At 58.9% G+C, this 13,463-nt stretch carries 11 protein-coding genes; 8 read left to right on the top strand and 3 right to left on the bottom strand.

Going from position 1 to position 13,463, the window contains the following annotated elements; all coding sequences use genetic code 11:
* The first annotated feature begins 57 nt into the window (after positions 1-57).
* The gene (locus MWU51_RS16645; RefSeq protein ID WP_247039577.1) at positions 58-891 is read left to right on the top strand and encodes a bifunctional allantoicase/(S)-ureidoglycine aminohydrolase; all 834 of its coding nucleotides are present in this window, start codon (positions 58-60) and stop codon (positions 889-891) included.
* Here the strand turns inward: MWU51_RS16645 and bhcR are convergent.
* Positions 888-1,697, bottom strand: coding sequence for an HTH-type transcriptional regulator BhcR (bhcR, locus tag MWU51_RS16640; RefSeq protein WP_247039575.1), 810 nt, complete (start codon positions 1,695-1,697; stop codon positions 888-890). The two genes, MWU51_RS16645 and bhcR, sit on opposite strands and share 4 nt — an antisense overlap.
* A 199-nt stretch (positions 1,698-1,896) precedes the next feature.
* Here bhcR and bhcA point away from each other — a divergent pair, with 199 nt between their 5' ends.
* The 7 genes from bhcA (at position 1,897) to MWU51_RS16605 (ending at position 10,822) form a co-directional block, all read left to right on the top strand.
* Positions 1,897-3,084: an L-aspartate--glyoxylate aminotransferase BhcA gene (bhcA, locus tag MWU51_RS16635; RefSeq protein WP_247039573.1), complete on the top strand. Its 1,188-nt coding sequence runs from the start codon at positions 1,897-1,899 to the stop codon at positions 3,082-3,084.
* Between the two features lie 11 nt (positions 3,085-3,095).
* Entirely contained in the window at positions 3,096-4,049 is a 954-nt protein-coding gene (gene bhcB / locus MWU51_RS16630) for a beta-hydroxyaspartate dehydratase BhcB (protein ID WP_247039571.1), read from the top strand.
* Positions 4,050-4,064: 15 nt separating this feature from the next.
* A complete protein-coding gene (bhcC, locus tag MWU51_RS16625) occupies positions 4,065-5,228 on the top strand; it encodes a 3-hydroxy-D-aspartate aldolase BhcC (protein ID WP_247039570.1) in 1,164 nt (387 codons plus the stop codon).
* A 64-nt stretch (positions 5,229-5,292) separates the two neighbouring features.
* Positions 5,293-6,258, top strand: coding sequence for an iminosuccinate reductase BhcD (gene bhcD, locus MWU51_RS16620; protein WP_247039568.1), 966 nt, complete (start codon positions 5,293-5,295; stop codon positions 6,256-6,258).
* 152 nt (positions 6,259-6,410) lie between these two features.
* Positions 6,411-8,687, top strand: a complete 2,277-nt coding sequence (locus tag MWU51_RS16615; RefSeq protein WP_247039567.1) for an NADP-dependent malic enzyme — start codon at positions 6,411-6,413, stop codon at positions 8,685-8,687.
* Positions 8,688-8,773: 86 nt separating this feature from the next.
* Complete coding sequence (locus MWU51_RS16610; RefSeq protein ID WP_247039565.1) at positions 8,774-10,270, top strand: nucleobase:cation symporter-2 family protein; 1,497 nt, start codon at positions 8,774-8,776, stop codon at positions 10,268-10,270.
* A gap of 162 nt (positions 10,271-10,432) precedes the next feature.
* Positions 10,433-10,822 carry a VOC family protein gene (locus MWU51_RS16605; protein WP_247039563.1) on the top strand — a complete coding sequence of 130 codons (390 nt, stop codon included), beginning with the start codon at positions 10,433-10,435 and terminating at the stop codon, positions 10,820-10,822.
* Positions 10,823-10,843: 21 nt separating this feature from the next.
* Here MWU51_RS16605 and MWU51_RS16600 read toward each other — a convergent pair whose 3' ends face one another.
* Positions 10,844-11,596, bottom strand: a complete 753-nt coding sequence (locus MWU51_RS16600; RefSeq protein WP_247039561.1) for a sulfite exporter TauE/SafE family protein — start codon at positions 11,594-11,596, stop codon at positions 10,844-10,846.
* Positions 11,597-11,719: 123 nt separating this feature from the next.
* Positions 11,720-13,459 carry a dihydrolipoyl dehydrogenase gene (lpdA, locus tag MWU51_RS16595; RefSeq protein ID WP_247039559.1) on the bottom strand — a complete coding sequence of 580 codons (1,740 nt, stop codon included), beginning with the start codon at positions 13,457-13,459 and terminating at the stop codon, positions 11,720-11,722.
* Positions 13,460-13,463: the final 4 nt, after the last annotated feature.

The raw sequence follows: 13,463 nt of genomic DNA, 5'->3' as shown, positions 1-13,463 counted from the left end.
GGTTGTCGGCATTATGGGAGACAGTTGTACCCGAAACCCTTTGCAGAAAGCCCCGGCATGACAAATTCAAGCTACTACGCCCCGCATGGGGGTTTGCCTCCGCAGACGCAGCTTCTGACAGATCGGGCGATGTTCACGGAAGCCTATGCGGTGATCCCAAAGGGAACCTATAGCGATATCGTGACCAGCCTTCTGCCGTTCTGGGACGACGCGCGGTTCTGGGTGCTGTCGCGCCCGCTGTCGGGGTTTGCCGAGACGTTCTCGCAATACATCGCCGAGGTTCTGCCGGGCGGCGGCAGTGACTGGCCCGAAACCGAAGCGGGGGTTGAAGCTGTGCTGTTCGTCGTCGAAGGCGGCATGACCCTGACCATTGATGGCACGGCGCATGAGATGAGTGAAGGTGGATATGCCTTCCTGCCGCCGCACGCCAAGTGGAGCCTACGCAACAACGGGTCCGCGCCGGTTCGGTTCCACTGGATTCGCAAGCAGTATCAGGCGGTTGACGGACTGGACGCGCCCGAGGCGTTCGTGACCAACGAAAACGATGTAGCGCCCACTCCGATGCCCGACACGGATGGCGCGTGGGCGACCAGCCGCTTTGTGGATCCGAACGACCTGCGCCACGATATGCACGTGACGATCGTGACCTTCCAGCCCGGCGGCGTCATCCCGTTTGCAGAAACCCATGTGATGGAGCATGGGCTTTATGTGCTTGAGGGCAAAGCGGTCTATCGCCTGAACCAGGATTGGGTCGAGGTCGAAGCGGGCGATTATATGTGGTTGCGCGCGTTCTGCCCGCAGGCGTGTTATGCGGGTGGGCCGGGGCCGTTCCGGTATCTGCTTTATAAGGACGTGAACCGGCACATGACGCTGGGGTTGTCAGGGGTCTAGGGCGCGCCAAGGCCGCGCGATACCTGCGTGGCCGCGTCCGAAACCAGTGCGCCGATCCGCACGACCTCGCTTTCCGGTATCCGATGGGTGGGGCCAGAGATTGAGATGCCCGCTACCGCCTCGTCGTAAATGTCGCGAATGGGGGCAGCGATGCAGCGCATCCCGTCCGCTTTTTCTTCATCATCAAACGCCCAGCCTTTTTCGCGGATGCGGTTCATTTCTTCCCGCAACCTGTCGGGCTGTGTGATCGTCTTGCTGGTGAAGCCTGTCAGGCGGGCGGATTGCACATACCTGTCCATGCGCCGATCCGAATAGCAACTGAGTAGCGCCTTGCCGATGCCGGATGCGTGCATGGGCGACAAGGTGCCGGGGGGGAAGAAGGCGCGGATGGACTCGTTTGTTTCAACCTGGCTGATGAACATCACCTCGCCGTTGCGTTCGATGCCAAGGTTCGAGGTCTCGCCCGTTGCTTCCATCAGTTCGCGCATGATGGGGCGGCTACGCTCAACAATGCTGCTTCGGCGCAAGAAAGCCGACCCCATCCGAAACGCAGCCGATCCGATGTGCCAAGCTTGGGTTCTTGGGTCCATTTCCACCACGTCGCGCGCATGAAGGGTTGCAAGCACCCGGTGCATGGTCGCGGGCGATTGGTCCAGATGCGTTGACAGGTCAGATAATGTCATGCCGTTCGCATGGGCCAGCGCATCCAGCACATCAAGCGCCCGATCCAACGCCATAATGGTGGTCTGCTTTTCATTGGGGTTGAAGTTCTTCGGGCGACCCATCCGCCGTTTCGGGGCTTCCATTTTCTTTCCTTTCGAGCAAAGCAAGCAAGACTTTCTGGAAAAATTTGAAAGCCGTGAATGGTAAATGAAAAAGTCAAGTCTTTGATAATAATTGTGAATAACATGATTATCCCATAATTGAAACACTTTTTCAAAAATATATCCTCACATCAACCCCTTCGCTACTGTGTGTAGAAACCGCCAATAGGAGGGCAGAATCATGAGCTTCCAGAACCCCGTTTTCATTCCCGGTCCGACCAACATGCCCGAAAGCCTGCGCAAGGCTGTCGATATGCCGACGCTGGACCACCGTTCGCCTCTGTTCGGGCAAATCCTGCATCCGGCGCTGGAGGGTGTGAAGAAGGTTCTGAAAAGCGAAACCGCCAAGATCTTCATCTTCCCGTCAACCGGCACCGGTGGCTGGGAAACCGCGCTGACCAACACGCTGTCCGCCGGTGACAAGGTTCTGGCCGCGCGCAACGGGATGTTCAGCCACCGTTGGATCGATATGTGCCAGCGTCATGGTCTGGACGTTCAAATTGTCGAAACCCCTTGGGGCGCCGGGCTGCCTGCCGACACATACGCCGACATCCTGAAGGCGGATACGGGCCACGAGATTAAGGTGGTTCTGGCCACGCATAACGAAACGGCGACCGGGGTTCGCTCGGACATTGCCGCCGTGCGCAAGGCACTGGACGCTGCAAACCACCCGGCGATGTTGTTTGTGGATGGTGTCAGCTCGATCGCGTCGATGGATTTCCGGATGGACGAATGGGGCGTGGATATCGCCGTCACTGGATCGCAGAAGGGCTTTATGCTGCCTGCTGGTTTGGCGATCGTCGGCTTTTCGCCGAAAGCCATGGACGCGCTTGAAACCGCAACCCTGCCGCGCACCTTCTTTGACGTGCGGGATATGGGCAAAGGTTATGCCAATAGTGCCTATCCCTATACGCCCGCCGTTGGTTTGCTGAACGGTTTGAACGAATCTGTTAAAATGTTGTTGGACGAAGGTCTGGAAAACGTCTTTGCTCGCCACCACCGCATCGCAGAAGGCGTGCGTCAGGCGGTCAGCGCTTGGGGGCTGGACCTGTGCGCAGTGTCGAAAGATGTGCAGTCGGACACGGTCAGCGCCATTCGCACGCCCGAAGGCTTCAACGCCACGGATATCGTCACCCATGCGGCCAACAAATACGGCGTCGCGTTTGGTGTTGGCCTGGGCGAGGTCGCGGGCAAGGTGTTCCGTATCGGCCACCTTGGCAGTCTGACCGACGTGATGACCTTGTCCGGTCTGGCCACCGCCGAAATGTGCATGGTCGATCTGGGGCTGGATATCAAACTGGGGTCAGGCGTTGCCGCGGCACAGGAATACTATCGCGCCAATCAGCTCGCCATGAGCAAAGCTGCGTGAAGGGGGCCACGATGTATATCCCGACCTATCAGGACATGCTGGACGCGCATGAGCGCATCAAACCGCATATCCGCCGCACGCCGATCCGCACGTCGAATTACCTGAACGAGTTGACTGGGGCCGAGTTGTTCTTCAAGTGCGAGAATTTTCAGGAGCCGGGCGCCTTCAAGGTGCGCGGTGCCTCGAACGCGGTGTTCGGGCTGGATGACGAACAGGCGAAGAAGGGTGTCGCCACCCATTCATCGGGCAATCATGCCTCGTGCCTGAGCTATGCGGCCATGCTGCGCGGCATCCCATGTAACGTGGTGATGCCGCACACAGCGCCGCAGGCCAAGAAAGACACCGTGCGTCGGTATGGTGGCAAGATCACCGAATGCGAACCTTCGACCACCTCGCGCGAAGAAACATTTGCCAAAGTGCAGGCTGAAACCGGCGGCGATTTCGTGCACCCCTATAACGATCCGCGCGTGATTGCGGGGCAGGGGACTTGTGCGAAAGAGATGATCGAGCAGGTGGATGGGCTGGACTTTGCGGTTGCGCCCATTGGCGGCGGCGGCATGATTTCGGGCACCTGCCTGACCCTGTCCAATCTTGCCCCGGAAACCAAGATCATCGCGGCGGAACCGGAGCAGGCGGACGATGCTTATCGCAGCTTCAAGGCGGGGCATATCATTGCCGACGACGCGCCCAAGACCATCGCCGATGGTCTGCTGGTGCCCTTGAAGGATCTGACGTGGCATTTCGTGTCGAACCACGTCTCCGACATCTATACCGTGTCCGACCCCGAGATCATCGAAGCGATGAAGATCATCTGGAAGCATCTGCGCGTGGTGATGGAACCCTCCAGCGCCGTGCCTCTGGCGACGATCCTGAAAAACCCCGACACGTTTAAAGGCAAGCGTGTTGGCATCATCATCACTGGCGGCAATGTCGATCTGGACAAACTGCCGTGGCTGAACACCTGATTGGGAGACTGAACAATGAATGCACCGACTGATTTTTCGAAGTTCGACGTGGGTTTCGACATTCCCGCCAAACCCGGCATGGACGAGGCGGACATCCAAACGCCATGTCTGATCCTTGATCTTGATGCGCTTGAGCGTAACGTCAAGAAAATGGGCGACTATGCCAAGGCGCACGGGATGCGTCACCGCGCCCACGGCAAAATGCACAAGTCCGTTGACGTGCTGAAGCTGCAACAAGATCTTGGCGCTGCTGTTGGCGTGTGCTGCCAGAAAGTCTCTGAGGCCGAAGTTTTTGCCCGTGGCGGCATCAAGGACGTCATGGTGTCGAACCAAGTGACGGAACCGGCCAAGATCAAACGTCTGGCTGAAATGCCCAAGCTGGGTGCGCGGGTTCTGGTTTGTGTGGATGACCCCGAGAACGTCAAGCAACTGTCGGATGCTGCTGTTGCAGCGGGCACGGAGTTGGAAGCGCTGGTCGAGATCGACTGCGGCGCGGGCCGTTGCGGCGTCAGCACTACACAGGACGTGGTGAACATTGCCAAGCTGATCGACGCGGCTCCGAACCTGAAATTTGCGGGCATCCAAGCCTATCAGGGCGCGATGCAACACATGGACCTGTATGAAGATCGCAAGGAAAAGCTGGATGCGGCCATCGCGCAGGTCGCCGACGCGGTTCAGGGTCTGAAAAGCAACGGTCTGGAGTGTGACATCGTTGGTGGCGGTGGCACCGGGTCGTATTATTTCGAAAGCGCCTCGGGCGTGTATAACGAGCTGCAATGCGGATCGTATGCCTTCATGGATGCCGATTACGGTCGTATCCTCGACAAGGACGGCAAGCGCATTGACGATGGGGAGTGGGAGAACGCGCTGTTCATCCTGACCACGGTGATGAGCCATTCGAAAGCTGACAAGGCCATCGTGGACGCCGGTCTGAAAGCGCAATCCGTCGATAGCGGTCTTCCGTTCATCTATGGCCGCGATGATGTCGAATACCTGAAATGTTCAGACGAACATGGCGTTGTTGCCGACCCTAACGGCGCGTTGAAGGTGAACGACAAGCTGAAGCTGGTGCCGGGTCACTGCGACCCGACCTGTAACGTCCATGATTGGTATGTGGGCGTGCGCAACGGCAAGGTTGAAACCGTCTGGCCCGTGTCTGCACGTGGCAAAGCCTACTAAGGTTACTTCCCTGAACTGGTGGGGCTTTCTTTCCGGTCCCACCACTATTTTAGGATAGAAGATCATGTTTATCGTTCCCGAAAAAGAAATCGCCGCCCTTGTGACGCGCAAAGACAACTTTGATGCGGTTGAACAAGTGTTCGCGTCTATGGCCAAACGTTCGGCCTATAACTTTCCCGTGATCCGTGAAGCGATTGGCCATGCTGACGCGCTTTACGGGTTCAAATCGGGGTTTGACCGCGCCGCGCTGAACCTTGGTTTGAAATCGGGCGGATACTGGCCCGGCAATGCCGACAAGGGTCTAACCAACCACCAATCGACCGTTTTTCTGTTTGATGCGGATACTGGCAAATGCCGCGCCGTTGTCGGGGGCAACCTGTTGACCGCTCTGCGCACGGCTGCCGCCGCCGCTGTGTCGGTCGCGCATCTGGCGCGCAAGGACAGCAAGGTGCTGGGCATGATCGGGGCAGGGCACCAAGCCACGTTCCAACTGCAAGCCGTGGCCGAGCAGCGCAACTTTGAAAAAGTCGTCGCTTGGAACCGGACGCCCGAAAAATTGGCCTCGCTTGAGAAAGTCGCGGGCGAGTTGGGTCTGCCGTTTGAAAGCGTCAGCCTTGACGAATTGGGCGCGCAGGCGGACGTGATCGTGACGATCGTGTCCAGCCAAGCCGCGATCCTGAAGGACGCTCAGGTCAAGCCCGGCACCCACGTTGCCTGTATGGGCACCGACACCAAAGGCAAGCAAGAGGTTGAGGCCGAATTGGTCGCGCGCGCCACCGTGTTCACCGATGAAATCGCCCAGTCGACCACCATCGGCGAGGCACAGCACGCGATTGCGGATGGGTCGCTGAAACAGGCTGACATCGCCGAGATTGGCGCGGTGATCAACGGTGCTCATCCGGGCCGCAGTTCGGACAATGAAGTGACGTTGTTCGACGGCACCGGTGTGGGTCTGCAAGACCTCGCGGTTGCGTCCAAGGTTGTCGATCTTGCCGTAGAAAAGGGTATCGCTATCGAGGTTGATTTCTAAGCGATTTCCGGCTGCCGCGCAGCAGGCAGCGACCACCAATCAACACGATCCAGCCGTTTGCGGTTAGTATCAGCATGACAACAGGTGGGGCAAACCCATAACATGCTGAAAGCGGGTACCTTTTGGCCCACCCCTTGGAGGAGGAACAGAACATGGCATTGGACAACAAAAGCGACGACAAACGTCAGGAAGCTCTGGATTACCACGAGTTTCCGAAGCCCGGAAAACTTGAAATCCGCGCGACCAAGCCAATGGCCACCGGGCGCGATCTGTCTAACGCCTATAGCCCCGGCGTGGCCGAGGCCTGTCTTGAGATCGAAAAGAATCCCGCTGATGCCACGCGCTATACGTCGAAGGGCAATCTGGTCGCGGTGATTTCCAACGGAACGGCGGTTCTGGGGTTGGGCGATATCGGGGCACAGGCGTCCAAGCCCGTGATGGAAGGCAAGGCGGTTCTGTTCAAGAAATTCGCTGGCATTGATTGCTTTGACATCGAAGTGAACGAAACCGACCCCGAAAAGCTGGCCGAAATTGTCGCCAAACTGGAACCCACTTTCGGGGCGGTCAACCTTGAGGATATCAAGGCGCCCGACTGTTTTCTGGTCGAGGAATTGTGCAAGCAGAAGATGAACATTCCGGTGTTCCATGACGACCAGCACGGCACGGCGATTGTGGCCTCGGCGGCGGCTTTCAACGCGCTGATCGTGGCGAAAAAGGATGTGGCCAAGATCAAGGTTGTGGCCCTTGGTGCGGGGGCTGCGGGCATTGCCTGTCTGAAAATGCTGATGGTGATGGGCGTCAAGAAAGAGCATATCACCATGCTGGACAGCAAGGGCGTGGTGCACACGGGCCGCTCTGACCTGAACAAGCAAAAGCAGGAATTCGCCCGCGACACCGACATGCGCACCACCGATGATGCGATGGTCGGGGCGGACCTTTTCCTGGGCGTTTCTGGTCCGGGTCTATTGACCAAAGAAATGGTTGCCAAGATGGCGGATGACCCGATCATCTTTGCCCTTGCCAATCCCACTCCGGAAATTATGCCCGAAGAAGCGCGAAAAGTGGCGCCCGGTGCCCTGATCGCCACCGGCCGGTCGGATTATCCCAATCAGGTCAACAACGTGCTTTGTTTCCCGTTCATCTTCCGCGGCGCGCTGGACAGTGGCGCGACCGAGATCAATGACGAGATGAAGCTGGCTTGCGTCGAAGCGATTGCAGGGCTGGCACGTGAAACGACCTCGGCTGAGGTGGGCGTGGCCTATCGTGGCGAGCGTCTGACCTTTGGGCCTGAATACCTGATCCCGAAACCGTTCGACCCGCGCCTGCTGCCGAAAATTGCCACCGCCGTTGCGCGCGCTGCGATCGAATCTGGTGTCGCCACGCGCCCACTTGACCTTGATGAATACAAGATCACCCTTCAGGGCGAGGTTTTCCGATCGTATTCCATCATGCGCCGCGTGTTTGACGCCGCCCGCGCTGCCAAGCGCCGGATCGTCTTTGCCGAAGGCGAGGATGAACGCGTGTTGCGCGCCGCTCAGACCATGGTGGAAGACGGGGTAGATACGCCAATTCTGATTGGCCGTCCCGAGGTCGTTGAGGCGCGGTTGGAGCGGGAAGGGTTGAAGATCAAGCCCGACAAGGATTTTGAGCTTGTGAACCCGGAAAGCGATCCCCGTTACCGCGATTATTGGGAGACCTATCACGAAGTTCTGGCGCGAAAAGGCGTCACGCCCGATCTGGCCCGCGCCATTCTGCGCACAAACACAACCGCCATCGCTGGCGTGATGGTACGGCGTGGCGAGGCTGACAGCATGATCTGTGGCACGTTCGGCGAGTTCCGCTGGCATCTGAATTATGCCACGAGCCTGCTGGCGGAAGGCGAACTGCACCCGGTCGGTGCGCTGTCGCTGGTGATCCTGGATCAAGGCCCGCTGTTCGTGGCCGACACCCATGTCAACATCACGCCCGATGCGCAGCAACTGTCGGAAATCGTTGTCGCCGCCGCGCGCCATGTCTGCCGGTTCGGGGTCGAGCCGCGGGTCGCGCTGTGTTCGGGCTCGCAATTCGGCAACCTTGACAGCGCGTCAGGGCGGGCGATGCGCGGGGCGCTGGAAATTCTGGACGCGCAGGATCTGAATTTCGAATACGAAGGTGAGATGCACACCGATGCCGCCCTTGACCCGGAATTGCGCGAACGGCTGTTCCCCGGCGGGCGGCTGACCGGCAAGGCGAATGTGCTTGTTTATTCCAACACAGATGCGGCAGGGGCCACGCGCAACATTCTGAAATCCGTCGCCGGCGGGCTTGAGGTCGGCCCGATCCTGATGGGGATGGGCAACCGCGTGCATATCGTCACGCCCTCGATCACCGTGCGCGGGTTGTTGAATACCGCTGCGTTGGCGGGATCCGCGGTGTCCAGTTACGGCTGAACACCCGGTCAAGGGGTTGGGCCATCGCCGTAAGAGCGGCCCAACCTCGCGACCATAAATCAAGAAAATTTTGGAGGAGAATGAAAGTGTCTGCACTTACTACAGACGTGTCTGCGGTTGACGAAAAGCTGCCGCCCGCGAAATTATTTACACTTGGATTACAACATGTTCTGGTGATGTATGCCGGTGCTATCGCGGTGCCGCTGATTGTCGGGCGTGTCCTGAAATTGAACCCTGAACAGGTGGCGTTCCTGATCTCGGCTGACCTGTTTGTCTGCGGGGTTGTGACCATTATCCAGTCGCTGGGCGCGTCTAAATGGTTTGGCATCAAGATGCCGGTCATGATGGGTGTGACCTTTGCCTCGGTCGGACCGATGGTGTCGATTGCGGTGGCCAATCCGGGCGTCGATGGTGCGCGGATGATCTTCGGGGCCATTATCGGCGCGGGTATCATCGCGATGCTGATTGCGCCATTGGTCAGTCGCATGTTGCGGTTCTTTCCGCCTGTTGTCACGGGCACGATTATTCTTGTGATCGGTGTCACCCTGATGCGTGTCGGGATCAACTGGATCTTTGGCCTTCCCGTCGGCCCCACCGCACCTGCAATTGTCGATCCTGCCCACACGGCATGGCTTGAGGAAGTGCGGGGGATGCTTGCAAGCGGCGCAATTCCGGCCATCCCGGAAGGGCTTACAGTCGCACCGACCGTGGACAACCCGCGTTACGCGACACCGCAGAACATGATGATCTCGGGCATCGTGCTGCTGACCATTATCGTTGTGATGAAATACGCCACGGGCTTCCTGGCGAACATCTCGGTCCTTTTGGGCATTATCGTGGGTGCGATTTTCGCAGCCTCGATCGGGATGATGCATTTCGACAGCGTCGGTCATGCTGGCTGGTTTGCCCTGATCACGCCGTTCCGCTTCGGCCTGCCGATTTTCGACCCCATCATGATCCTGACCATGACGCTTGTCATGATCGTCGTGATGATTGAATCGACCGGTATGTTTCTGGCTTTGGGCGAGATGTGCGGCAAGAAGATCGAGCGTCCGTCTTTGTCGGCCGGTCTGCGCACTGATGGTCTGGGCACCTTGATCGGTGGCGTGTTCAACACCTTCCCCTATACCTCGTTCAGCCAGAATGTGGGCCTTGTCGGTGTGACGGGCATCCGGTCGCGCTATGTCTGTGTGGCCGGTGGTGCGATCATGATCGTGCTGGGTCTGGTGCCCAAAATGGGCGCTTTGGTCGAAGCCTTGCCAGTCGCCGTTCTTGGCGGTGCTGGTCTGGTGATGTTCGGCATGGTCGCGGCCACGGGTGTTCGCATTCTGGGTGGCGTTGACTTCAAGAACAACCGTTTCAATGGTCTGATTGTCGCCATTTCACTGGGTCTGGGTATGATCCCGTTGATCGCGCCGGATTTCACCATGTGGCTGCCGCACTCGATCGAGCCGCTGATCCACTCGGGTATCCTTCTGGCCGCGATTGCCTCGGTTGTGTTGAACATGGTGTTCAACGGCACCAAGGAGATCTCGGAAGAGGAACTGGTCGAAGCAGCCAAGCAATCAGATGGTGGTCACTAATCTGACGATCTGACAGCTTGTGAAAACCGGGGAAGGGGCGTTTGTCCCTTCCTTTTTTTGTTCGATACCGGAAATAGGTTGCCGTCGTTGTGCCGGATTGGTTTTGCCGCAGGGGGTGCTAGCATGTGAGCCACCTGCCAATCTCCGAGAAAGGTTAGACGCATGTCCACCGTAATCGATCACGTCACCCTTGGCGTTTCTGATTTTGAAGAAACCCGAAAATTCTATGATTGCGTCATGCCCGCTCTGGGGTTCCATATTGTTTGGGAAAAGCCGTCCATGGTTGCCTATGGCATCGGGCGAGAGGACGATTTCGGACTGATGGCGGATGAAGGGCGTGCGCGCCGGGGCACTCATGTGGCCTTCCGCGCGCCAGACCGGAACAGCGTGCGCCGGTTCCATTCCGAGGCTTTGAAGGCTGGTGGGCGCGATGATGGAGCCCCCGGACTGCGGCCAGAGTATAACGCCACCTATTATGCTGCGTTTGTCATTGACCCAGAGGGCAACCGCATTGAAGCGGTATGTCATGATAAGGACGTGCCGCCCGCATAGCGGGACGAGGAAGCCGCCTCGTCACCCCGCCAGAAAGCGATAGAAGAAAACGGCGCTCATCGAGAAGCCGATGATGGCGATGATCAGGCGCAGCACAGGCACCGGGATCGCGCGGGCGACGGGCGCGCCGGTGTAGCCACCCAGTGTGGATGCCACCATCATCACCAGCGCCTGTGGCCATGCGACCAGCCCCGCCAGAGCGAAGATCGCGACCGAGATGGCGGACAGCGCGAAGGACAACCCGTTTTTCAGCCCGTTCATCTGGTGGATGTTGGACATGCCCCAAAGCGAAAACAGCGCCAGAAGAACGATGCCAAGGCCGCCGTTGAAATAGCCGCCATAGATGCTGATCAAAAACAGCCCCGCCGCGCCAAAGGGCGTGACGGATCGGCTGTGTTTTGCACTCCATTCCCGTAAGCGGTTGCCAAACAGGAAGACCAGAGTCGCGGCGAGCAGCAGGAACGGCACCACGGCTGAAAACGCCTTGTCGGATGAAATCAGGAGCAAACCGGCCCCGACCACACCGCCCGCCAGCGTGACCAAGGTCAGTTTGACCATCAGCTTGCGCTCAAAGCTTTTCAGTTCTGGCAGAAACCCCAACGCGCCGCCCAGATAGCCGGGAAACACCGCAACGGCACTGGTGGCATTGGCGGCGACAACCGGCACGCCGGTAAAGACCAAAGCGGGCAGCGTCAGGAAGGTGCCGCCCCCTGCAATTGTGTTTAAAACGCCCGCCGCATAAGCCGCGATGGCAAGGATGATGAATTCCAGCATGAAAGATGATCCTGTGCAGTCTGTTTCATTCCTATGGGGCTGAAAGAAGGCCTGCAACATAGAAAAAGGCGCGCCGGGATGGGCGCGCCTTGTCTGTTTGGTTGGCCCAGATCGGGCCGCCCATCACTTCTTGCGTTTCTTCGGCGGGATCAGGTCGGTGATCGTGCCTTCGAACATCTCGGCGGCGAAGTTCACCGTTTCCGACAGGGTCGGGTGCGGGTGGATTGTGTGACCCAGATCGACCGCATCGGCACCCATCTCGATCGCCAGCGCGACTTCGGCGATTAGATCGCCCGCGTTGGGGCCGACGATGCCTGCGCCGATCACCCGGTCGTCTTCTTCGTCAAAGAGCAGCTTGGTGATCCCTTCGGAGCGTCCAAGGCTAAGCGCCCGGCCCGAGGCTGCCCAAGGGAAGCTGCCCTTGCCGACCTTGATGCCCTGCGCCTTGGCCTCGGTTTCCGTCAGGCCGACCCAAGCTACTTCGGGGTCGGTATAGGCGACAGATGGGATCACGCGGGCGTCGAAGTGGCGGTTGTGACCTGCACAGACCTCGGCGGCCACCTTGCCTTCGTGCACGGCTTTGTGCGCCAACATTGGTTGTCCGACCACGTCGCCAATGGCGAAGATATGCGGCACACCCGTGCGCTGCTGGTTGTCCACGTGGATGAAGCCACGGTCGTCCACGGCGACGCCCGCCTTTTCAGCGTCGACCATTTTGCCGTTGGGCTTGCGGCCAACCGCGACCAACACCTTGTCGAACGTGTCGGTTTTCTCGCCGTCCGGGCCTTCCATCGTGACCTTAAGACCCTTCTTCTGGCCTTCGACCGCGGTGACTTTCGTCTTGGTCAGGATCGCTTCATATCGGCCTTCGATCCTCTTGTGCAATGGCTTCACGATGTCCTTGTCGGCACCCGGAATGATCTGGTCCATGAACTCGACAATCGTCACTTTGGACCCGAGCGCATCATAGACCGTGGCCATTTCCAAGCCGATGATCCCGCCGCCCAGCACCAGAAGACGCTTGGGGATATCCTCAAGCTCCAATGCGCCGGTTGAATCGATCACGCGCGGGTCGTCATGCGGGATGAAGGGCAGGGTGACGGGTTCGGAACCCGCCGCGATCACGCACTGATCAAAACTGACTTTGGTCAGGCCATCATCGGTCTGCACCTCGATCATGTTCGGGCCAGAGAAGCGGCCGTAGCCGTTCACGACCTGCACTTTGCGGGCTTTCGCCAGGCCGGACAGACCGCCGGTCAGCCCGGTCACGACGCTTTCTTTCCAACCACGCAGCTTCTTCAGATCCACCTTCGGCTTGGCAAATTTAAGGCCATGCTCGCCCATTTCCTCGGACTCGGTGATGACCTTGGCGGCGTGCAACAGGGCTTTTGACGGAATACAGCCCACGTTCAGGCAGACCCCGCCAAGCGAGCTGTCTTTTTCGATCAGCACGACCTTTTTGCCAAGGTCAGCCGCACGGAACGCGGCGGTGTAGCCACCGGGACCGGAGCCGAGCACGACGACCTCGCCGTGAATATCTCCTTGGCCGGTTGCGGTGCCTGTTGCGGCCACGGAGGCGGGCGCTGCGGCGGGGGCGGCTTCGGGTGTCGCCTTGGCAGGCGCGTCACCCGCATCGGCTGCGTCCAGCACCATGATGACCGAGCCTTCGGACACTTTGTCGCCTTCGGCCACTTTGATCTCTTTCACCACACCAGCGGCGGGTGAGGGGACTTCCATCGTGGCCTTGTCGCTTTCAAGCTCGATCAACGGATCTTCGGCGGCGACCGTGTCACCCACGGCGACCAGAATGCCGATCACCGGCACATCCGTGAAATCGCCAATATCAGGAACTTTCACATCCATGTCT

Source organism: Aliiroseovarius sp. F47248L (assembly GCF_023016085.1).
GTDB lineage: Bacteria > Pseudomonadota > Alphaproteobacteria > Rhodobacterales > Rhodobacteraceae > Aliiroseovarius.
The sequence above is the reverse complement of the archived record's forward strand: the minus strand, read 5'-3'. Positions and strand labels throughout refer to the sequence as shown.

What these genes read in the sequence shown, in the direction of transcription:
- bhcB (WP_247039571.1), top strand. Translation starts at nt 3,096, where the DNA reads ATGTATATCCCGACCTATCAGGACATGCTGGACGCGCATGAGCGCATC.
- bhcR (WP_247039575.1), bottom strand. Translation starts at nt 1,697, where the DNA reads ATGGAAGCCCCGAAACGGCGGATGGGTCGCCCGAAGAACTTCAACCCC.
- lpdA (WP_247039559.1), bottom strand. Translation starts at nt 13,459, where the DNA reads ATGGATGTGAAAGTTCCTGATATTGGCGATTTCACGGATGTGCCGGTG.
- MWU51_RS16645 (WP_247039577.1), top strand. Translation starts at nt 58, where the DNA reads ATGACAAATTCAAGCTACTACGCCCCGCATGGGGGTTTGCCTCCGCAG.
- MWU51_RS16605 (WP_247039563.1), top strand. Translation starts at nt 10,433, where the DNA reads ATGTCCACCGTAATCGATCACGTCACCCTTGGCGTTTCTGATTTTGAA.
- bhcD (WP_247039568.1), top strand. Translation starts at nt 5,293, where the DNA reads ATGTTTATCGTTCCCGAAAAAGAAATCGCCGCCCTTGTGACGCGCAAA.
- MWU51_RS16615 (WP_247039567.1), top strand. Translation starts at nt 6,411, where the DNA reads ATGGCATTGGACAACAAAAGCGACGACAAACGTCAGGAAGCTCTGGAT.
- bhcA (WP_247039573.1), top strand. Translation starts at nt 1,897, where the DNA reads ATGAGCTTCCAGAACCCCGTTTTCATTCCCGGTCCGACCAACATGCCC.
- MWU51_RS16600 (WP_247039561.1), bottom strand. Translation starts at nt 11,596, where the DNA reads ATGCTGGAATTCATCATCCTTGCCATCGCGGCTTATGCGGCGGGCGTT.
- bhcC (WP_247039570.1), top strand. Translation starts at nt 4,065, where the DNA reads ATGAATGCACCGACTGATTTTTCGAAGTTCGACGTGGGTTTCGACATT.